The organism is Alphaproteobacteria bacterium LSUCC0684, from assembly GCA_041228335.1.
Taxonomy (GTDB): Bacteria; Pseudomonadota; Alphaproteobacteria; order Puniceispirillales; family UBA1172.
Map to the genome: position 1 here is coordinate 1,225,231 of CP166130.1, position 21,139 is coordinate 1,246,369.

General features: G+C 48.1%; 15 protein-coding genes, 1 tRNA gene and 2 pseudogenes. 12 read left to right on the forward strand and 6 right to left on the reverse strand.

What is annotated here, in order from left to right; genetic code table 11:
- Window positions 1–4 precede the first annotated feature (4 nt).
- The gene (locus AB8880_05790) at window positions 5–1,387 is read right to left on the reverse strand and encodes an MmgE/PrpD family protein (protein XDZ66895.1); all 1,383 of its coding nucleotides are present in this window, start codon (window positions 1,385–1,387) and stop codon (window positions 5–7) included.
- 175 nt (window positions 1,388–1,562) lie between these two features.
- On the opposite strand from AB8880_05790, the gene AB8880_05795 reads away from it, so the two are divergent.
- From AB8880_05795 to AB8880_05825, 7 genes are all read left to right on the forward strand, one after another.
- A complete protein-coding gene (locus tag AB8880_05795) occupies window positions 1,563–2,795 on the forward strand; it encodes an MFS transporter (protein XDZ66896.1) in 1,233 nt (410 codons plus the stop codon).
- 21 nt (window positions 2,796–2,816) lie between these two features.
- Window positions 2,817–3,722: a DMT family transporter gene (locus tag AB8880_05800; protein ID XDZ66897.1), complete on the forward strand. Its 906-nt coding sequence runs from the start codon at window positions 2,817–2,819 to the stop codon at window positions 3,720–3,722.
- Window positions 3,719–5,953 (forward strand): selenide, water dikinase SelD, encoded by a 2,235-nt coding sequence (gene selD, locus AB8880_05805; GenBank protein XDZ66898.1) that lies wholly within the window; start codon window positions 3,719–3,721, stop codon window positions 5,951–5,953. Before AB8880_05800 ends, selD begins: the two co-directional genes overlap by 4 nt.
- On the forward strand, window positions 5,953–7,011 hold the full coding sequence (mnmH, locus tag AB8880_05810; protein XDZ66899.1) for a tRNA 2-selenouridine(34) synthase MnmH: 1,059 nt from the start codon (window positions 5,953–5,955) through the stop codon (window positions 7,009–7,011). The genes selD and mnmH overlap by 1 nt, the downstream gene beginning before the upstream one ends.
- Before the next feature lie 61 nt (window positions 7,012–7,072).
- Window positions 7,073–7,147: transfer RNA gene (locus tag AB8880_05815), tRNA-Asn, on the forward strand.
- Between the two features lie 85 nt (window positions 7,148–7,232).
- On the forward strand, window positions 7,233–8,387 hold the full coding sequence (locus tag AB8880_05820) for a DUF6538 domain-containing protein (GenBank protein ID XDZ66900.1): 1,155 nt from the start codon (window positions 7,233–7,235) through the stop codon (window positions 8,385–8,387).
- Window positions 8,388–8,550: 163 nt separating this feature from the next.
- Window positions 8,551–9,549, forward strand: coding sequence for an aromatic ring-hydroxylating dioxygenase subunit alpha (locus AB8880_05825; protein ID XDZ66901.1), 999 nt, complete (start codon window positions 8,551–8,553; stop codon window positions 9,547–9,549).
- 99 nt (window positions 9,550–9,648) lie between these two features.
- Here AB8880_05825 and AB8880_05830 read toward each other — a convergent pair whose 3' ends face one another.
- On the reverse strand, window positions 9,649–10,050 hold the full coding sequence (locus AB8880_05830) for a carboxymuconolactone decarboxylase family protein (protein XDZ67029.1): 402 nt from the start codon (window positions 10,048–10,050) through the stop codon (window positions 9,649–9,651).
- A gap of 653 nt (window positions 10,051–10,703) precedes the next feature.
- On the opposite strand from AB8880_05830, the gene AB8880_05835 reads away from it, so the two are divergent.
- Genes AB8880_05835 through AB8880_05845 form a run of 3 tightly spaced genes read left to right on the forward strand, consistent with a single transcriptional unit; the run spans window position 10,704 to window position 12,809 of the window.
- The gene (locus tag AB8880_05835) at window positions 10,704–10,955 is read left to right on the forward strand and encodes a helix-turn-helix transcriptional regulator (protein ID XDZ66902.1); all 252 of its coding nucleotides are present in this window, start codon (window positions 10,704–10,706) and stop codon (window positions 10,953–10,955) included.
- Window positions 10,939–11,700, forward strand: a complete 762-nt coding sequence (locus tag AB8880_05840) for a bifunctional DNA primase/polymerase (protein XDZ66903.1) — start codon at window positions 10,939–10,941, stop codon at window positions 11,698–11,700. Before AB8880_05835 ends, AB8880_05840 begins: the two co-directional genes overlap by 17 nt.
- The gene (locus AB8880_05845) at window positions 11,700–12,809 is read left to right on the forward strand and encodes an AAA family ATPase (GenBank protein ID XDZ66904.1); all 1,110 of its coding nucleotides are present in this window, start codon (window positions 11,700–11,702) and stop codon (window positions 12,807–12,809) included. Before AB8880_05840 ends, AB8880_05845 begins: the two co-directional genes overlap by 1 nt.
- Before the next feature lie 159 nt (window positions 12,810–12,968).
- Here the strand turns inward: AB8880_05845 and AB8880_05850 are convergent.
- The 3 genes and pseudogenes from AB8880_05850 to AB8880_05860 form a co-directional block, all read right to left on the reverse strand.
- Window positions 12,969–14,077 (reverse strand): annotated as a pseudogene (locus AB8880_05850) (IS3 family transposase).
- A gap of 183 nt (window positions 14,078–14,260) precedes the next feature.
- Window positions 14,261–14,614 carry an HGGxSTG domain-containing protein gene (locus AB8880_05855; protein XDZ66905.1) on the reverse strand — a complete coding sequence of 118 codons (354 nt, stop codon included), beginning with the start codon at window positions 14,612–14,614 and terminating at the stop codon, window positions 14,261–14,263.
- A gap of 437 nt (window positions 14,615–15,051) precedes the next feature.
- Window positions 15,052–15,327, reverse strand: a pseudogene (locus AB8880_05860) (isoaspartyl peptidase/L-asparaginase).
- 114 nt (window positions 15,328–15,441) lie between these two features.
- Here AB8880_05860 and AB8880_05865 point away from each other — a divergent pair.
- Window positions 15,442–17,436, forward strand: coding sequence for a hypothetical protein (locus tag AB8880_05865; GenBank protein XDZ66906.1), 1,995 nt, complete (start codon window positions 15,442–15,444; stop codon window positions 17,434–17,436).
- Between the two features lie 549 nt (window positions 17,437–17,985).
- Here the strand turns inward: AB8880_05865 and AB8880_05870 are convergent.
- Window positions 17,986–20,343, reverse strand: a complete 2,358-nt coding sequence (locus AB8880_05870) for a tetratricopeptide repeat protein (protein XDZ66907.1) — start codon at window positions 20,341–20,343, stop codon at window positions 17,986–17,988.
- Window positions 20,344–20,488: 145 nt separating this feature from the next.
- On the opposite strand from AB8880_05870, the gene AB8880_05875 reads away from it, so the two are divergent.
- Window positions 20,489–21,139 (forward strand): IS1595 family transposase, encoded by a 651-nt coding sequence (locus AB8880_05875; GenBank protein ID XDZ66908.1) that lies wholly within the window; start codon window positions 20,489–20,491, stop codon window positions 21,137–21,139.

Consider the following 21,139-nt stretch of genomic DNA (forward strand, 5'->3'; position numbering starts at 1 on the left):
CGCTTCACCTGTCCCTGCCGAACGGTGACGTGATCAGTGCCAGCAAGGGCGCGGCGTGACCTCCCTCACCCATGGCCCAGACATGGCGGCGGATGTTTCCGGCAAGTTCAGTCCCCATCACCGGATCAGCCAGGGCATGAAATTTTTCTTCCATCTCGGTATCCGACGGCGGGGCTTCCGGATCCCAGGTCGCGGCGGTATCCGCCGAAAGATATCGCTTGCCGTCGCGGGTGAAAATCTCAACCCGGGCAAGACGATGCTCAGGAAAGACCGCGTTATGGGCGTCGTCTTCCGCAAGTTCCATGCCCAGGGCAAGACGCGTGATGGCCGGATCATCAAACGGTGCGCTGATCTGGCGTGTTCCGAGCACGCCATCCACCACCGAAGCCGCCACCGGCCAGGGAAGTGAATACTGCGCCTCTTCGGTGGTCTCCGGGATGCGGCAGGCAAGCCTTACGGCTTCATGGAAGGAATATATTTTAATTTTTTCAATGTTATCGTGGTTGATATTAAACTCATTTCTAAGATCAAGCGCGGCGGTGACTGCAGGCTGTGCCCAGCGGCAGACCGGCCAGGGCTTGATATATTGATCAATAATATGCCAGGTCGAGCCCAGATCATCCCAGAGATCAGCCACTTCCGGTGAGGTGACGGTCAGCGCCGGGGCGCCGGTAAATCCGTCTTCGGCAAGAAGACAGGCCGATACCCCGGCCATCGCCCCCCAGCCTGATCCGTCCTTGACCATGGTCGGGTGATCGATTGTCCGCATCATCTGGCTGCGCGGGCCGTGATATTCGGCAATGCCGAGAGATTCCAGGGTCTGGCGTGAGGAACACCCCCTGAAGCGGCAGCCGATGGCAGCGGCGGCAAGCGCAACCCAGGCGCCCGACGTGTGATAGTCGGCGGCGGTGCGATGAAGCGCAATCCCGGCACGGATGGCAATCTCATACCCGATGATCAGCCCTGCCAGCAGATCTTCATCCCTTGCCGGAGCGGTGGCCAGAGTCGGGGCCGGAGTCGAGGCCGGGGCCTTGCCGGACTGAAGGTATGCGGCAAGAGCAGGCAGAACCCCGCAGCCCGCATGTCCCTTGGTGCGTTTCATGCCATCATGGGCATCGATGGAGTCGATCGTCATTCCGCCGGCAAGAGCAATGCCCGGCAGGCTTGCGATGCGGCCATCCCCGAGAAGCCCGCCGCCCTCAATGCCAGGGCCGAAATGCGATACGGCATGATCGTTGATGATCCGCGCAAGTGGCGTTGTTGTTCCGGCGGCAAGAACCCCGATGAGGTCAAGAAGGCAACGCCTCGACTGGTGCAGGGCTTCTGCTTTGATATCCTGCAGATCAAGATCATGGAGGAAGTTTAAAAGGTGTTTTTCTGCCGCCATCAGAAGAATGTTCTCCCCAATCAAGGCTTGCCCAAATCGAGGCAAAAATTATCCGGCTTAGGACGCATATTGTCCAGAAGTCGCCAAAAGGAATAAAACTCCCCTCCTTCGGTCGTTTTCACTTGAATTCTGTCGCCATTACGCAAATAGGTGAGATAAGAACAGGACATTGGTCATGTCACTCCTGATATCATTATCTGCTCTTTTCATATCGGTTCTTTTCATTCAGATAGGCAGCGGGTCGCTCGGCCCGCTCGATGCCCTGTCGGGGCAGATCCATGGATTTTCACCCGGTGAGATCGGCCTGCTTGGCTCGGCGCATTTTATCGGGCTCTTTCTCGGCTGCCTGATCAATCCTTTTCTGATCCGGCGTTCCGGCCATTCGCGCACCTTTGCGGTCATGGCCGCGGCGAGCGCGATTTCCGCCATCCTGCACCCGATCTTCATCAACCTGTGGTTCTGGTGCCTGCTCAGGATGTTGACGGGGTTTGCCATTGCCGGGGCCTATACCGTGATCGAAAGCTGGCTTCAGGCCAAACTGGTCAAAAGCAACCGCGGCCGGGTGTTTTCGGTTTATCGGGTGGTGGATATGTCGGGGACCATTCTTGCGCAAGGGATCATCGCCACCCTCGAGCCGGGGACGTATATTGCCTATAACATCATCGCGATGATTGCCTGCCTCAGCCTTCTGCCGCTGGCGCTGACGCAATCCGCGCCTCCGGAAATGCCGGCCCAGCAAGGGTTTCGTCCTTTTTTCGCCCTCCGTCTGTCGCCTCTGGCCGGGATCGGGGTGGTGACGGCGGGTATCACGATGGCCGCGTTCCGGATGGTCGGCCCGGTCTACGCCACCGAGATCGGCCTCACGGCATCTGAAACCGCCCTCTATCTGGTGATGGGGGTGATCGGCGGGGCCGCAATCCAGTTGCCGGCGGGATATATCACGGACCGATACAACCGCCGCCATGTTCTGATGGGGTTCTCGATCGCCGCCATTTTTGTCTGTTTTTCCACCAGCCTGGCCACCGGTCTTGCCATGGATGAGCCCATGATCGGATATATCAGCGCGTTTTTCTTCGGCATTGCCACGATGCCGATCTATTCCGTCTGCGCCACCCATGCGAATGATTTTGCCAAACCGGGTGATCTTGTTGATCTTTCGGCGTCGCTGATCCTTCTCTATTCGCTTGGCGCGATTGTGAGCCCGGTCATCAACGGCTATCTGATCGGCGCCTACGGGGCCGGATCGATGTTCCGGTTCATCGGCATGATACATGTCATCCTGATCATCTACAGTTTCTGGCGGATGAGCATCCGGCCGGTCACCCGGTACACCACGCGGTATCGGTATATTCCCCGCACAACGCTGTTTATCAACTCGATCTTGCGCAATTCGAGAAAACACCGCTAAAGTACGGGCCAACAGGCCTTAATGATGAAACTTCTTGCCCATTTTCTATTGATGCTGACCGCCCTTATCTGGGGGGTTTCTTTTGTTTTCCAGACAACGGCGATGGAAACGCTGGGGCCTTATGGCTTCACTTTCTGGAGGTTTCTGGCCGGTGCGCTGGCCATCCTGCCGCTTGCCATATGGGAGGCGCGGAAAGTCTCTCTTGCCGGGCTTGTGCGTGATAAAGGACGCGGTAAAAGCCGGTCGCTTGCGCTGCCGGTGCTGATGCTCGGCGTGCTGATGGCGACAGGCTCGCTCCTGCAGCAGATCAGCCTCGGCATTACCAGTGTTGCCAATACCGCTTTTCTCACCACGCTCTATGTGCCGCTGGTTCCCCTGATGGGGCTGGTGATTTTCCGTGACAATATCTCTCTTTATCGCTGGCTGGCGGTGCTGGTCTTCATGGCCGGATCATGGCTGATGTCCGGCGCATCGCCTGAAGACGCTGTGTTCGGCGATGTGCTGGTCGTCTTAGGGGCGTTTTTCTGGGCCGGGCATATCATGCTCGTCGGCTGGTGCGTCAGGGAAACAGCGGCGCCGTTTCAACTGGCCTTTGCCCAGAGTGCCATAACAACTATGCTATGCCTGATGATCATGATCCTGACCGAACCTTTCAGCCTGGCCGCCATGGTCCCGGCACTACCGGAAATCCTTTTCACCGGGGTGCTTTCCATCGGGGCCGGATTCACCTTCCAGCTCCTTGCCCAGAAACGTGCATCCAATGCGGCGGCGGCAATCATTCTGTCCCTCGAAGGGGTGTTTGCCGCCCTTGCCGGCTGGATGATCCTCGGGCAGGCCATGGCGTCGATTGCCATTCTCGGTGCGTTCCTGATCCTGGTGGCGGTGCTGATCATCGAGCTTACCCCCGTGAACACGACAGCGCCATGATGACTCCCTCCCCCATCACGCCTCATTTGCGTCACCTCGTGCTGGTGGGGGGTGGTCATGCCCAGATTGCGGTGCTGAAGAAATTTGCCATGGCGCCGATGCCCGGCCTGCGCCTGACGCTGATCAGCCGGGATGTCATGACCCCCTATTCCGGCATGCTGCCCGGATATATCGAAGGTGTTTATGGCCGGGAAGAGATCACCCTTGATCTGAGCCATCTTGCCCGCCATGCCGGGGCGCGCTTCATCCATGATGAAATCTCCTCCATCGACCCGGAAGCACGAACGATCGGCATCAAGGGAAGGCCGCCGCTTAGCTATGATCTCATGTCGATCAATATCGGGGCCAGCACCGATCTGGACGCCATCACCGGGGCGAGAGAACACGCCATCGGCATCAAGCCTATCTCAACCCTGCTCCCGCGCCTCGATGCCGTGCTTGACCCGGATATGGACGCCCCGCATCTGCTGCTCGCGGGTGGCGGCGCGGCCGGGGTTGAGACAGCTCTTGCCCTTGATGAGCGACTGAATGTCACCGGCACGCGCAGGGCCCGGATCACGCTGGTCCATCGCGGGGAACGGCTGGCGGCGGAATACCCGCAGGCGGCATCACGGATGATGGAACGGGAGCTTGCGTCAAGAGGCATTGATGTTCGCCTTCAGACCTCCCTTGACCGGGTCGAACCCGGGATGGCGATACTCGACGGGGATGAGGGACTGGCGGCTGATCTCATCCTTGTCATTACCCCGGCATCGCCGCCGGCCTGGCTTGCCGGCACGTCCCTTGCCCTTGATGAGCGCGGGTTCATTGCGGTCAACCGAAGCCTGCAATCCATCAGTCATCCGGAGATATTCGCCGCCGGTGACATTGCCACGCTTGAAGCAGAGAGGCGGCCGAAAGCCGGGGTTTTTGCCGTCAGGGCCGGCCCTTATCTTGCCGAAAATCTCCGCCGCGCGCTTCTCGGCCAGCGGCTTAAATCCTGGCACCCGCAACGGAACTATCTTGCCCTTGTCGGGACCGGCGGTGGCCGGGCTCTTGCCGTCAGGGGCAATCTGGTGGTGCCGGGTTCGGCGGCGGGCTGGCATCTCAAGGAATGGATTGACCGACGGTTCATGAAGAGGTTTTCCGCAATGAGGGAAATGCCAGCGCCGCCACCCCCTCAACTTGCCCGACAGATCACAGGCGAGGGCGAGGATCCGGCGCTCGCCGATATGCGCTGTCTTGGCTGTGCCGCCAAAGCCGGATGGGCGTCCCTTGATCAGGCGCTGGCGGCAGCGCGCAATCATCTCAACGAGATTGCGCCCGGAATGACCGAAAAATCCCCTATCACCGAAGACAGCGCAATGACCGAGATAGGCGGTATGGTCATGGTTCAATCCATCGATGCGCTGACGGCGATGGTGGATGATCCCTTTCTTCTTGGCCGTATTGCCGCGCTCCATGCCCTGAGTGATCTATATGCCAGCAACGCCACCCCCATCAATGCGCTGGCGCTTTTGACCCTGCCGCCGGCGCTGGCACGGCTGCAGCAGGATGACATCACCCAGATACTGGCAGGCGCCATGCTGGCTCTGGCGGAAGAAAATACCCGGCTTGTCGGCGGGCATACATCGGAAAGCCATGCCCTTCAGGTTGGGTTTTCGGTCACCGGAACACGGCCGGATGATCTCACGCTCGCGGAGGTCAAGGACGGCGACGGCCTTGTGCTGACCAAGCCCCTCGGCACAGGAATGATCATGGCGGCACATGCACGGGGTATTGACGGCGCGAATGGAGAGATCCGCCGGAAAGCCATCGATGTCATGTCGCTATCAAATGGCGGGGCCGCCGCGCTTCTTGCGAGGCACGGGCCGTTCATGATGACGGACGTGACCGGGTTCGGGCTGGCCCGGCATTTGCGTTCCCTTCTTGATCGGGAAGACGGGCGGGGTTTTTCCGCTGAATGTGACCATCACGCCCTGCCGGTAATTCCGGGCGTCACGGCGCTGGCAGGACAGGGCGTGCGGTCCTCTCTTGCCGGGATGAATGAAAGATCAGCCCCGCTCCTCCCCCTTGGCGAGATCGATACAAGCCTTTATCATGACCCGCAGACAGGAGGCGGGCTTCTTGCCGTTGTTCCCCGGGGATGTATCGGCACCCTCATGGAGGAGGCTGAAAAAGAAGGCATCTTCCTCGCCGAAATCGGGCGTGTCCGGGATGACGGCCTGGGCCAGATACGGATACGCGGCTGATGGTCGCGCCTATTCTTACAACCGAAGACTGGAAATCTCATGAGGGGGTGATCATCGATGCCCGCAGCCCGGCCGAATTCGAGGATGATCATATCCCGGGCGCGATCAACCTGCCGGTTCTGGATAACGAGGAACGTGCCGAAGTCGGCCGGATATACAAAGAGGTCAGCCCCTTTGAGGCCCGCAAGCTCGGGGCGCGACTGGCGGCGGTCAATATCGCACGGCATATCGAGGCGAGGCTCGGGGCGCATGACACCAACTGGCGGCCGCTGATCTATTGCTGGCGTGGCGGCCAGCGGTCCGGCTCCATGGCGCGTATTCTGGCCGAAATCGGCTGGCTCGTCACCGTGCTTGATGGCGGCTATAAACGATATCGCAAGAATGTGATGGATGCGATTGACCAGATCTCCCCTGATCTTGATCTCATCATCCTTAAGGGCGCGACCGGCACGGCCAAAACCCGGATCCTGCGCTCGGTACAGGCTGTGGGTGGACAGGTCATTGATCTTGAAGGGCTGGCCCGGCATCGCGGCTCCCTGCTCGGCCATGAACCGGGGCAGGAGCAACCCAGCCAGCGGTTTTTTGAAACCTGCCTTCTTGATGTCATGGCAGGGCTTGATCCTGCACGGCCAGTGCTCATCGAGGCGGAAAGCAGCCGCATCGGATCCTGCCATATTCCGCGAATGCTCTGGCAGAGGATGCAGCAATCCCCGCAGATCACGATCACCGCATCACGGGAAAGCCGGGTGGAATTCCTTATCCGGGATTACGCGCATCTGATCAATAATCCATCCGGGCTGGACCGCCTCTTTGACGGCATGATCCAGCGGCACGGCCGTGAGATCTGTGAAAGCTGGCGTAAGCTTGCCCGAAACGGGCAGTGGCATGAGCTTGTCGGGGCGCTCATTGAGCAGCACTATGATCCGGCCTATGCGAATACCGGCGCCCGACGGGCCGGAGCTGATCTCGGCGAAATCAGGGCCGAGGCGCTGACCGATGCCGCCATGCCGTCGCTGGCAAAGAAAGTTCTGGTTCGGATGGAAATGAGCCGGGATTGAAAAAAATATGTTTTCGGTCTTGCATCCCGGGCCGATCTTGTCTAAGACATTTTCACCGTGTTCCCCGGTAGCTCAGCGGTAGAGCAAGCGACTGTTAATCGCTTGGCCGGCGGTTCGAATCCGTCCCGGGGAGCCATTTTACATGAACCAAGGTCCAAGGACCGAGTGCCAAGTGACTGTTTCCAAACGATTAATGTTCGGGTACAGGAGTTTGGTGTTCTATGGTGTGGGTAAGGTCTCCGGTATACTTTTACAAAAGAAACGATACTTTTTACTTTTCGAGGGCGGTGCCTTCGGATCTCCGTCATCGGTTTAACAAGAAAAAGATTGAAGTCTCCCTTCGGACAAAGTCAGAGGCAAAAGCAGCCAAGTCTGCTGCTGCACTCTCCGATCGACTGGAACGATACTGGGATAGCATCAGGATGGAGATGATCTATTCCCGTGAGCTGGGAATTAGTGTTTTTCCAGACAAATCTCATAATGCAAGTACAACTGAAGTGAGTTTGTCTGATGCATTAGCCCTGTATCAACGGCTCAGGGGAACGGGGAAGAGTAAACTCTTCTTTGAAGTATCTAACCGAAGCATTCGTTATCTGATTGAGTGCGTTGGCCATGATGTCCTAAATGGTCTTGAACCAGCAGATGCTGGACGGTTCAGGGACTTTCTATTTGAGCGGGGAATGTCCTCTTCCTCCGTTAAACGGGTCTTCTCATCTGTAAGGGCAATTATGAACTTGGCCATAAAAGAACATGGGCTTGCTATGACCAATGTGTTCAACGGAACCTTCATTCCTGAAGACAACAAGAGTAAGGAGAGACAGCCTGTTCCCGTTGATGTCATCAGACAGATCCAAGGGGAATGCAGAAGCCTTGATGATGAACCGCGCTGGTTGATAGCCCTGATCAGTGATACGGGCATGAGGCTGTCAGAAGCCTGCGGCCTGCTCTCTTCAGATATCATTCTAGATACCAATATCCCTCACATCAGCCTTAGAGAGCACCCATGGCGTAGGCTGAAGACTTCCTCAAGCACCAGAGAGATACCATTGATAGGTGCATCCCTATGGGCAGCAGAGCAGATAAAGGCTCAGGAGACAGAGTTTGCCTTCCCCAAATACTGCAACTCAGATAAGTGCAATGCCAACTCAGCCAGTGCAGCCCTCAACAAATGGCTTAAGCCAAGGCTACCAGAAGGATGTGTCATCCACTCCTTCCGTCACAGCCTCAGAGATCGTCTCAGAGCGGTTGAATGCCCTTCTGACATTGTAGATGCCATAGGTGGCTGGACAACCGAAGGCATAGGCCAACGCTATGGCCAAGGCTATGACCTCAACGTCAAAGCAAAGTGGATGAGGCAATTAATAATCCAAGTTTAATCATTGAACCCCGATAAAACAGTCACTTGACATCTGGTACTTGGTGCATGGCAGTTGGCGCATGGAACTCATTTGCCAAAAGGTTTTGGGTTATTTACCCATATTTGAACGTTATCAATATGTATGATAATTTTGCAATATCATGAACGGGTAAAGAAAACTTATGAAAAACCTCGATCCTATCAACTATATCTCTCCCGCCATTCACGCATCAGATGTGGATAAGATTTTTAAATCTAGCTGGCAATTACTTTGCCCCTCTTCTCGATTGACAAACCGAGGCGATTATATTGCCACTGAAATCGCGGGAAACAAAGTTTTTGCTGTTATGACTAAAGACGGAATTCGTGCATTTCGCAATGTTTGCCGCCATCGCGGTGCTCGATTATTGCCAGAAGGAACAGGGCGCTGCCAAACCATACGCTGCCCATACCATCAATGGGTCTGGCAAGACGATGGCTCTCTTTTAAATGTTCCGTGGTGGGGAGACGATCCGGATTTTAAGAAAAGTGATTGGTCTCTTGATCAAGTAGAATTATGTGAGTGGCGTGGATTTTTATTTATTTCACTATCACCAGAAAAAGCGCTTGAGGATCAATTAGGTACGCTCGCATCTGAACTACAAAATGAACCTATTGAACAGTACAAGTGGGTGCAAGAAGAAAAATTGGTATTTGATGCCAACTGGAAAATCTATACCGATAATTTTGTTGAAGGATATCATATTCCCGGTATCCATCCTAAATTTCATAGCGCAATCGAATTTGAAAAATTTGAAACTGTTGCTTTGGATGGGATGGTAAAAATGACGGCGCCACCTCGTGAAGGATTGTTCTATCGCGGCAAATGGTTATGGATGTGGCCAAATTGGACTTTATCTCTATTTGATGGGGGCATGAACACATCCCGAATTAATCCGATTAATCATCATCAAACAGAGTTGATTTATAATTTTTATTTTGAGGATATTTCTGAAAATAATGCATCTAAGCGTGCAAAGGTCATAGCTGATAACCTTGAGGTGATACGAGAGGATTTTGAAGTCTGCATTGCCGTTCAAAAAAACTATGAGAGTGGTGGGTACAGGTCAGGGCCACTTTCACCACGCCACGAAGCTGGGGTCGCATATTTTCAGCAAAAGTTGATAGAGGCTAGGGCTTGATGCCATAGGTGGCTGGACCACTAAAGGCATATGCCAACGCTATGGCAAAGGCTATGACCTCAACGTCAAAGCAAGATGGATGGAAGAAATATCCCCGCGTTAAGAGTGGTCAAACTCTGGGTCAACAGGCACTTTAATGCCATTCAAGAGGTGATTTGTTCGGCCTGCGAGAGATACGATTGAGAGAAACTCCGCATATTGTTCATCCGTCATACCTTTTGATCTAGCCGCAGCCGTATGTGAATGAATGCAATAATCACAGCTATTTGCTATCGAAACAGCCGCGTATATTAACTCCTTAGTCATAGGGTCAAGGCTACTGGGTGTAGCCATTACTGCTTTTACATCTCGCCATATTGTTTCAAGTAGTTCTGGGTTAAAAGCGAGATAGTGCCAAAGATTGTTGATGAAATCGCTACCCCGTGTGGCTCTTATATCATCAAAAACGGCTTTTACTCGGGGGTCAGTTTCGGGGTTCGTGGGACGAGATAAGGTGGACATTTTACAGCCTTTTTGAAATCCATTGGAAACAGTCACTTGGCACTCGGTCCTTGGATCTTGGTTCATGTAAAATGGCTCCCCGGGACGGAGTTCGAAGCCTATACATAGCACCATTTCAAGACTGTTTCCAGCAATATCAATATCTTAGCAGGGCCAGCGTATTGGTCAACTATCAAAACCTTACCTGCAACCTTACCTGAACCCAGGGCCAAGGATCGAGGGCCAAGTTTCAGCCATCAATGAGCCAAGTTTAGAGCATCATGGGCCAAGGTTCGGGGGCCGAGGACCTTGGAACTAAGACTTTGGACCTTGGATCGGGGTTACTTGGGGGTTTTGGGGAGGATCCAGTAAATTCATCCATGGGGCACCCCCTGAATGCAGGGGCTTGGTTCTAGAGTAAGACTGCGGGGGGATGGATGGAGGGAGATAGTGTGGAGTAAATTTATTTGAAAAAAAATGCCTATAGGGGGTCCACATTATTAGTTTTCTGGGATACAATTGGATATACGATTTGAGCAACCGTGTATGGTTTCGTGAACCTAATCAAAATCACGCAGTAGCGGTGAACGTATGCTACCGCGGCTCATTAAATGCGACGCAGATCTCATTACATATAAACCTTATTGGCTCAATTAGGGCCACGGAGATTTGCCATGGGTATTTTTAACCTTGTTACACGTTCTGACGTGTGTCGTGAATTCAATTGTCATCCTGATTCAATTAAACGCTGGATAAAGGAAGAGGGTTTTCCAGAACCTCTTCCATGTCCTGCAAGAGAGCCTGTTTTTGATGCAGATGCTGTCAATGACTGGATCAGAGGTAATTATGGACAATTTGCATTGGATGTTTTGTGGTATTTCAAAGGCAAGCATCTAGAGGAGATTGAAAATGAAATCTCCAATTAATGTAGCCATTGAAATGGCAACAGAATTTGGTTGGCGGGTATTTCCCGCCAACCCCAGCAACAAACATCCATTCATTTCAAATTGGCAACAAATGGCCTCTAATAAGCCAGAGGAGATTATTAAACTATTTACTCCTTGGCCTAGTGCAATGATTGGAGTTCCAACTGGTGCGGTCAATGGACTAACAGTTGTTGATATTGACAAAAGGGAAAACAAGGATGGATTTAAAACTGCAGAGGATCTTGGGCTTCAACGTTTATCTATCTACCCAGCGGTACTAACCCCGAGTGGAGGGTTACATTTATATATTTCAACTGGTGATGACTATTACCCATGTTCTGCAGGGCGATTAGGGTTAGGCTTAGATATTCGCTCACATGGTGGTTATGTGATTGGAGCAGGGAGCGTATCTAGTTTGGGGGAATATCAATGGCTCTGCGACAAGCAGCGAGTTATTAACAATGACTATCCTATGATCCATGAATTGAAAACTTTGCTCAAACGAACCAAAGTTCGTCGATACTCTCAAGCCAGTACTGTCGCAAAAGAGTTGTTACGTCCAATAGAGGAAGGCTCTCGGAACGTAGAACTAACAAGACGCTGCGGCTTTTTGATGAAAAAATATGAGCCTGAAGTTGTGTTAGAGATGGTCCACCACATCAACAAAACATGTTTTAGACCCCCGTTAGATAGCAGAGAGGTATTCACAGTTTTCAACTCAATAAGAAAAAGGGAGGGGGTATAATGAATATTGTTTCAGAGTTAGACAATCTTGCTAATAAAAATTTAGAAACTCCCAGAGATCTCTCTAAATACGTCGTTTCTTTTTCTGAACTTCAAGTGATGAATATTCCGCCTCGTGAGTATCTCATTGGGTCGTGGATGCCTAAAGATAGTTTTGGAATGGTATATGCTGAACGAGGTCATGGTAAGAGTTGGTTCTGTATGGCCTTATCAATTGCAATAGCTGGAGGGGCCAAACAGTTTTTAGGCTGGCCTATATCTAGCAAACAAGGTGTTCTCTATGTAGATGGTGAAATGGCACTCGCAGAGATAAAAGAGAGGTTCCAGAGCCTAGCCAAAAAACCAATTGATGGTTTGTATCTCTTGCCATCAGAGACTCTTTATAGGGATGGGGTTCCAATTTGTCTTGATGAAAGGTCAGAACAAAACGCCATCAATGATTTGTTACAGGACTTAGAGAACAAAGGGTGTCGCCCCCAGGTGATCGTGCTTGATAACTTATCAACCTTAAGAAGAGGTATAAACGAAAATGATAATAGTGAAGCCCAGTCGTTATTAGATTGGCTAATTTCACTTAGGCATCTTGGTCATACCGTCATTATTGTTCATCATGCGGGTAAAAGTGGGCAACAAAGAGGAGCATCTATAATCGAGGTGCCAATGGACTTTATCATCCATCTTAAGGAGCCTGATAAAAAGAGAGTGACAATGCCTGGTGAACAAAGGTTTGAGTTTAAGTTCACCAAATTAAGGGGTAAAAGGCCAAGACCTGACCATGGTACAATTTTACTACGTCATGACATAGAACATGGGACTGAGTTGTATTGCGAAGAAGAAAACGACTTTATTGAAAAACATCACTTAGTTCTCCGATATCTAAAAGAAAATGGGCATACACCTCAGAGAAAGATCGCTAAAGATCTTGAAATGGCTGTTGGTTCAGTTAATGAAGCAATCCAAAAATTGAGGTTGTCTGGACTACTTCAACCTGTAAAAAACAGTTATGTATTAAATCATGACGGTGAATACTTACTTCACCAAATTTGGCCAACCCGTTTTAAGTTGCCAAAGGGATTAGGGGATGTTCAGGAGGACGATTTACCGTTTTGAACAAAATTGTTCAAATGAATGTTCAAGCATCCTATTTGTCATAGCGAAAACCAATATGTCCAATGGTTATAACTATGTTCAGAAATGAACATACGATTGAACACCAGCGTTCAGTTCATCCCCTGTCTAGCCCCAATTTTCTGTGCCACTAATTTTCGATTACTCTACTAGTGTTTCAGGTACGGGCGGTCGCATATTTAGTCCATGATGTGGTCTGATGTGATTGTATTGGCGGAGCCATACATTGATTGCAGTTTGCGCTTGATGGACAGTGTGGAACCATTCTGCGTTTAGCACTTCATTGCGTAACGTGCCATTGAAGCGCTCGTTATAGCCATTTTCCCAAGGCGAGCCTGGATAGATTTGGATTGGCTCGATGCCAACCTTCCTAAGCCAAGTTTGAAGATGCTCTGCAATGAACTCGGGGCCGTTGTCCGATCTGATGAACCTTGGTTTTCCTCGCTTAAGGATCAGATCAAACAATACGTCCAGCACGTCATTGGCATTCATCTTCGGCCTGACGGCCACGCACAAAGCTTCTCGTGTGTATTCATCGATAACGGTCAGCATTTTGTAGCTGCGTCCATTTGTTAGCTTATCGTGGACAAAGTCAATCGACCAAATATGATTTGAATGCTGAGGTCTTAGCCTGATGACAGAGCTGTCTTTGTGATACAGGCGTTTTCGTTTCTTGTGACGCTGTGGAAGTTGCAACCCTTCTTCACGCCATAATCGTTCTACTCGCTTGTGGTTGACCTTCCAGCCCTCGATCTGCAGCAACTGAGTTATCTTCCGATAGCCGTAGCGGCCATACGCCTTGGCCAATCTCATCATGGCCAAGCGTAGGGCATCATCATCGTGCTGAACCGCCTTGTAGTTCAGCGTTGAACGAGCAATATCCAAGACCTTGCATGTTCGTCGCTCAGATGTGTTGAGCTTTTGTCTTGTATGAATGACGGCCTGACGTTGTTGCTCTTGCGTCAGACCTTTGGCTTTAAAAAATCCAAGCTTTCCTTCAAGATCAACTTGTCCAACTCAAGTTCCGCTACAATCTTTTTGAGCCGATCATTCTCTTTTTGCAGCGACTTCATCTCGCTGAGCTGAGACCGCCCCATGCCGCCGAATTTCTTGCGCCAGCCGTAATAGGTTTTGTCCGAAACTCCTGCCTTGCGACAAGCGCTAACAACATCCATGCCACCATGAATATGAACTTCAATCTCACGTAACAGCTTCAAAATATCTTCGTCCGTATAACGCTTCCTAGCCATAATTTCGATCCTCCGTCTCTATCAAATTATGGCACAGTTTTACGGGGCTAAGACACCCCCATTAAGGGGGGATGAACACTGAACAGCCTGAACATATAAAAGATAATTTGGTTATATCATGGCCTTTAGGAAAGGGAGGGATTCATAGAAAATCTCATCGTTACATGGCTCAAGAAACTAACTTCATAAATTATCTTTCCAATTTCTTTCTAATATACCTCCAGCAATTAATTCACGTTCTATCTGGCGAAGTTCCTTCCTGATCTCCCGACCCTGAGCAGCATTCTCACGACGCTTCTCTAACTTGTCCTTGGTGTATCTCCCGTGACGCAGGTTGGCCTCAGAGATCCGAGTGCGTCCTTCCTCGGTCCTTGGACCAGTGCTGGCACCTCCATGAACTCTGCAACGCCCATTCCTTTTGTTAGCAGGACGCTGACAAGCAGTCCCCTTTCTGGTCTTGGCACCGCATCTCTGTCCGGGCCAATCTGCCCCGAAACGCCATTCAACACCGATGGTTACATTGTCTTTTGTTAGCATTCAAAATACCCCGAATATGAGGTATTATCATACCGCATGTTTATTGGGGTCAGAAGGGTTGGATTACTTAGTGTAATATTTGGTGGGGGAATACAACCGCCGCTACTTGCACCTGGATTATGAAATGCTGAAAAGCTTTATACCATTGTGAGATATGTCTAGTTTAGTGCCAAAAACCATAGGCTGGCTTAGGTTAGTCTAAACAGGTTCTAGACGAGAAGTCCTTTACGCCGAATGGTTCCACAGCACCAAACAACCACAAACTGCAATAAATGTCTGGCTTCGCCAATACAAACAAAACTGAGGCGCAATACTAATACAACCTTCTATAACTAAAAGCCCACTCACAATTTCACCTGAAGTTGGGTCACTGTAGCAAAATGCTATTTTATTTGTATTATAATGTATACTTGGCAAGCCCAAACTATCCAGCAGGATTAATCCGCCCGCCCCATTGGCTGAGGAGACTTTTTGGATAACTCTTTAGCTGAACTTATCCTATCCGACTTTACTACCGCCAAATGTAATAGCAATACTTTGGCTATAAACTTGCCCCAGCCAGGTGTTGAACAAGCACCCATATTATTTTCAGCAAATAATCCGGCACCATATATTGGTGTATCACTCACCCCACCCAGAGGTTTAAATGGTGTACCACCATTTGACGTCTCTACCGCAAAGTTTCCTTCTTTATTACTTTCGACAGCACCGAAAGTACCTTTAGTGTGCGGTTTTTAGGACGATTAAATTGTTTATAGTTGAAATAACTATAAAAATATATGAAACAACATATTAGTTATTTTTCCCGAAAGAAAGATATGTATTTAATGTTAGAAATCGATGCTCAAAAAATATATGAAAAGGGGAAAGCCTTTATTGAACAGGAACTTTACTTTGATGCTTTAGTTGAATTTGAGAAGTTGTATGAGGTTTTTCCAGATAACCTAGACATTTTCAATGCAGTATGTATTTGCAAAATTAAAACCAGTAATCCAGAACAGGCATATGAGCTATTATATAATTCAATTAAGTCTAATAAATTTAATTCGGATTTGTTGCTGACATTCGGCAATCTCTTATTTGAAAGAGAGCAAATATCTAAAGCGTTAAACATTTTTTCTGAAGGCAACAGGATTTATCCGGAAAATATTGAATTTAATTATGGAATCGCCTTAGTTAAGGAAAAACAATATAAGTTTTCAGAAGCATTGGAAATCTATGATAATTTAATTAATATAAATAATAATGATTACAGATATTTTGCAAACAGAGGCACTATTCATCTCTCACTTCAGAATACTGAAAGATCCATTAAAGATAGCGTTACTGCAATAAAACTTAATCCGGATGATTACAAACCTTATATTACTCTCTCTCTTGCATATTCAATGAATAATGATCTGAAAAATTCACAGGATATTTTGAAAAATGCAAAAATACGATTTCCGGACAACCCTATAATAGAAGTTGAATGGATTAATCGTTGCCTTAGCAATTGTGACTGGACATTTTTAAATTATAAAAATTACATTTCATCCAAATTAGGTATTACGTCCGAAGCTATAACTCCTCTTCCCATGATTTCAATTGAAGATTGTCCGGAGGGTCAATTTAAGAGATCCTTAAATTGGGCAAAGTTAAAATTTAAATATCAAAATACATTCAAAATAGATAAATCACACAACCCGGAACAAAAACTGAAAATTGGTTTTTTCAGTTCTGACATTCGTGAACACCCTGTTATGTATTTGATAATGGGTCTATTGAGGGAGTATGATAAGACTAAAAACGAAATTTATATTTACAGTTATAAGAATGACTCAAAAAGAATTATGCAAAGAAAGGTTGCAAAACTTGTTGACCATTTCTTCGATATTGAAAGTGATCTCGATGAAGATGTTGTAGATTTAGTAAGGAGCCATGATTTAGATGTTGCCATAGATCTTAATGGATATACTGCACACTCACGATCAAACTTGTTCAAGGACAGGATTGCACCGGTTCAGATAAACTTCTTAGGTTATCCAAGCACAATGGGTGCAGATTTTATTGATTACATCATTGCCGATAAAATTATTATTCCTGATACATACAGAAAATTTTATTCTGAAAAGATTATTTATATGCCTCATTGTTTTCAGCCCAATGATAACCTGAGGGAGTTTTCTACAGACAAAACAGATAAAGCTGGGAACAGTTTACCTGAAAAAGGTTTTGTATTTTGTTGCTTCAATAATACTAATAAAATCAGCTCATCAGAATTTGATATTTGGATGAAAATATTATTGAAAGTCGATGGAAGTGTCTTGTGGCTGTTGAAATCAAATAACTTGGCAGAAGATAACTTGAAAAAAGAGGCAGAAAAACGAGGGGTAAATCCAGCCAGAATTATTTTTGCAGAAAGAGTGCCCTCCTTATCAGAACATCTGGAAAGGCTTCAACATGCTGATTTGTTTATAGATACCTTTAATTACAATGCGCATACGACAGCCAGTGATGCGTTATGGGCAGGACTTCCCATTGTAACAAAACAAGGGAAACAGTATGCAGCCAGGGTTGCTTCAAGTCTTTTAAACGCTGTCGGGTTGGCTGAACTCATTACTTTCACTGAAAAAGATTATGAGAATAAGATAATAGAATTGGCTTTAAACCCAGTAAAACTTTCTGCAGTAAAAGATAAACTTTCTTCGAATAAATTGAACCACCCTTTATTTGACACGAACCGTTATGCAAGAAACTTTGAAGATGGTTTGAGACAGGCCGTTAATGCTTATATTGAAAAAACTCAATATCAGGATATAACAGTTAAAGATTTGGTGTGACTTAGAACCTACCTTTCACCCAACCTCGTGATTTTACGTCAAAGTGTCAATACTACGGCCCATTCATAATGTTTGTGAACTTGCCTTCTTTACACTACGACATCACCCTACAACCCCGATCCGAGGTCCGAGGTCCAAAGTCTTAGTTCCAAGGTCCTCGGCCCCCGAACCTTGGCCCATGATGCTCTAAACTTGGCTCATTGATGGCTGAAACTTGTCCCTCGATCCTTGGCCCTGGGTTCAGGTAAGGTTGCAGGTAAGGTTTTGATAGTTGACCAATACGCTGGCCCTGCTAAGATATTGATATTGCTGGAAACAGTCTTGAAATGGTGCTATGTATAGGCTTCGAACTCTGTCCCGGGGAGCCATTTTCCTTACTTTCAATTTTTTGCGGGACGGTTTCGAGCCGCCTCCTTTATCAATGGCAGCGTGGCAACGCCACGCGGGGTTCTCCACCGTCCCGGGGAGCCATTTTCCTTACTTTCAATTTTTTGCGGGACGGTTTCGAGCCGGGGAAACAGATGAGGGACAGAAGAATGTTTCCCGACGCTAATCCCCAGTCACGAAAATATGCTGTTTTTTTATCCCGCGCTGATATGCATCGACGGCTTTCTCAAGCCCCTTTTCAAAATTTCTGGCATATCTTTTCGCATCGAATAAAGGGTGCGTTTTCCTGTTTGCAGCAAGTGTTTCACGGATCTTCTGCAATCTATCTTTATCCTTGGCAAGATTAAGAATGAGGTCTTCATATTCCTTGGATGATTTTGTCACCAACTGATCAAGCCCCAACGCATAAAGAAGGCTTGACGCAACACGGGCGGCAAATTGCTCCCCTGGTCTTGTAACCAGCGGGACACCTGCCCATAACGCATCGCTCGCGGTGGAATGGGCATTGTAGTTAAAGCAGTCGAGAAAAAGATCAGCATGCTGGAGGCGCGCCAAGTGATCACGCATCTCCGGGATTCTGCCGGCAAAGATGAGCCGGTCCCCATTAACTTCCCTGTTTTCCGCTTCTCTTCTGAGGTTGTTGACCGTCCGCTCATGCCCATCGGGTAGCCAGAGCACACTTCCGGGTATCTTTTTCATCACCCGCATCCAGATATCGAATTCCTCGGGGCTGATTTTGTAACTGCTGTTAAAACAACAGAAGACAAAACTATCTTCCGGCAGGCCATGATAGGATTTTGTTTTCGGATCAGCGGCAATTTCACGCAAATTATCCGATGGGAAAAACGTATCGGGCATATGGATGATATGTTCGGAGTAGAATTTCTCCTGGCCGTCGCCGATGACATGGCGGTCTGCAATCATGTAATCAATATACCCTGCTCCCAGTGTTCCCGGGTATCCAAGATAGTTTATCTGGACGGGGGCGAGGCGCTGAGCAAAAAGGCCGATTTTTGCGTCTTTCGTATACCCCATCATATCTATCGCAATATCGAGTTGCTGGTTCCGGGCGACAATAATTATCTCATTTTCTGGCAATTCATGAAGATCATGAAAAACATCAACATCCTTTGCGGCCTCTTCGCGGATATCACTGTTATCAGGCAAACCAAAGCTGAAAAGATGAACTTCAAGTGTTGAACGGTCGTATTCCCGGAACAACCCAGATGTCATATGCAGCACCGGATGATCTTTGATATCCGCGCTGAAAAACCCGACGCGTATCTTCTTGCCGGCAGATGATTGGGGAGCCCTCGTTAACGGCAGGGTTTTGGGTTTAATAGTTTCAGCATAGGATTTTGACCGATCCATTTGTCGTTCGGGATGATCTTCCATTGAAAGCAGCATGTGTGTAGGTATCGGAGATGATTTAACATCAATTACCGCCAATAATTGTTGATCACTTTCGAAATCCGCCCATTCGCACATTTTCCTGTTAAGAGACATCATACCAATTCGGGATTTATGGTAATCAGGATTTATCTTGAGCGATTTCTGAAATGAAGAGAGAGCCTGTTCAAATTTATCCTGCCCCTCGAGTGTTTCGCCAAGGTTGTAATAGGCTTCATAATTGTCCTTATTTGCATGAATAGCTTTAATGTAGAATTGAACCGCCTGATCAAGTTCCTTCTTTTCCTTATAAAAATTGCCAAGATTGTTGAAGGCGAAATAATAGGTCGGGTCAACGGCAATGGATTTTTCAAGATATTTGATGGATTGCTGAAAAAAGCCCTGTTCATTCAGAATAATTGCAAGATTGTTCAGCGCTTCCGGATAGGCAGGCTGGATGTTGATTGCGGCTTTGTAATCATCAATCGCCAGATCAGACCTGCCTGTTTCCTTATGGCATTTAGCTCTGTTGAAATAACTTCCCGCATTTTGCGGATTGATCTCAAGGGCTTTTGTGAACTGGAGGATTGCTTGTGAAATATCACCCAAGTGATAAAAAGCGACACCTTTCCGGCTATGGGCTTCAGCAAGATTTTTATTTAATCTCAATGCTTTATCAAATATCTCAATGGCCTGATCGTGTTTCTCTTGCCTGATGAGGCACTTCCCCAAATTCATGTAGGCATCAAGAAAACCCGGGCTTTTCCTGATGGAGTCGGCATAGGCTGCTTCGGCCTGTTCAAGTTTACCGCAGCTCAGGAGTACATTGCCAAGATTGTAGAAGGCTTGCGCATAATCTGGCTTCAGAAGAATTACGCGGTTAAATGCCTTTTCCGCGATATCAAACCTTTTAAGTTGCGCTGCTGTTAATCCGAGTATCTCAAAAACAGGATGAATATTTGAATGCTTCCTGCTTAAGGAAAGCGCTAGATCAAATGCCTGAACTGTTTTTCCTTGTTGAAAAAGAAGAATTAATTCCTGAATTTTTTTTTCATTTTTTTTCATTTGTTGAAGTATTTCGATGATGAAAACGTGGTTTGTCAGAAATGTTGCATTTTGTTTAATTATCACTCCCTTTATAAGTTAAATGTAACTTTATTTATTGGTGATTGTCGATATTTGAGCGAAGTACATATGCGGACTTCAAGCACACATAAACTAGAATAATAATTTTTGGGGCTGTACCAGATAACTAGTACAAGTTATAGGTATAGTGATGAGAAAGAGCAGATTAAGCCGATTGAAGCAGACTAAATTGATGGAGCATTATGTTGCGGGAACGACGGCGAGATGTGCCGCTGATTTGGTGGGTGTAAACTTCAAAACAGCAGCATATTACTTTCATCGTCTGCGGGAAATCATCGCCCTTGAGACGCAAAATAACGATGTGCTTTCAGGTGAATTTGAGGTGGATGAGAGTTACTTTGGAGGCACACGTAAAGGCAAACGCGGGCGAGGTTCTGCGGGCAAAGTTCCTGTGTTTGGTATCCTCAAACGTGGCGGTAAGGTTTACACACAGATCATTCCAGATGCGTCAGGTCAAACGCTTATACCTATCATAGAAGATCGTATTATGCCTGATAGCATCGTATATTCAGATTGCTGGCGTGGATACAATGTCCTTGATGTATCTGAATTTAAGCATTACCGCATTAATCATTCAGTATTGTTTGCAGATAAGAAAAACCACATTAACGGCATTGAGAACTTCTGGAACCAGGCGAAACGGCATATGCGTAAATTTAACGGTATTCCTGCCAAGCATTTTCCGCTATTTTTAAAGGAGTGCGAGTGGCGATTCAACAACCCATCACCACAGACGCAATTAAAACAAGTCAAACAATGGGTTAACAAACATATGGGCTAG

Excerpts from the sequence above, each read along its gene's own strand:
- AB8880_05840 (XDZ66903.1), top strand. The coding sequence starts at position 10,939 with ATGAAATCTCCAATTAATGTAGCCATTGAAATGGCAACAGAATTTGGT.
- AB8880_05830 (XDZ67029.1), bottom strand. The coding sequence starts at position 10,050 with ATGTCCACCTTATCTCGTCCCACGAACCCCGAAACTGACCCCCGAGTA.
- AB8880_05795 (XDZ66896.1), top strand. The coding sequence starts at position 1,563 with ATGTCACTCCTGATATCATTATCTGCTCTTTTCATATCGGTTCTTTTC.
- AB8880_05790 (XDZ66895.1), bottom strand. The coding sequence starts at position 1,387 with ATGGCGGCAGAAAAACACCTTTTAAACTTCCTCCATGATCTTGATCTG.
- AB8880_05865 (XDZ66906.1), top strand. The coding sequence starts at position 15,442 with ATGTTAGAAATCGATGCTCAAAAAATATATGAAAAGGGGAAAGCCTTT.
- AB8880_05875 (XDZ66908.1), top strand. The coding sequence starts at position 20,489 with ATGAGAAAGAGCAGATTAAGCCGATTGAAGCAGACTAAATTGATGGAG.
- AB8880_05845 (XDZ66904.1), top strand. The coding sequence starts at position 11,700 with ATGAATATTGTTTCAGAGTTAGACAATCTTGCTAATAAAAATTTAGAA.
- AB8880_05855 (XDZ66905.1), bottom strand. The coding sequence starts at position 14,614 with ATGCTAACAAAAGACAATGTAACCATCGGTGTTGAATGGCGTTTCGGG.
- mnmH (XDZ66899.1), top strand. The coding sequence starts at position 5,953 with ATGGTCGCGCCTATTCTTACAACCGAAGACTGGAAATCTCATGAGGGG.
- AB8880_05825 (XDZ66901.1), top strand. The coding sequence starts at position 8,551 with ATGAAAAACCTCGATCCTATCAACTATATCTCTCCCGCCATTCACGCA.
- AB8880_05820 (XDZ66900.1), top strand. The coding sequence starts at position 7,233 with ATGGTGTGGGTAAGGTCTCCGGTATACTTTTACAAAAGAAACGATACT.
- AB8880_05800 (XDZ66897.1), top strand. The coding sequence starts at position 2,817 with ATGATGAAACTTCTTGCCCATTTTCTATTGATGCTGACCGCCCTTATC.
- AB8880_05835 (XDZ66902.1), top strand. The coding sequence starts at position 10,704 with ATGGGTATTTTTAACCTTGTTACACGTTCTGACGTGTGTCGTGAATTC.
- selD (XDZ66898.1), top strand. The coding sequence starts at position 3,719 with ATGATGACTCCCTCCCCCATCACGCCTCATTTGCGTCACCTCGTGCTG.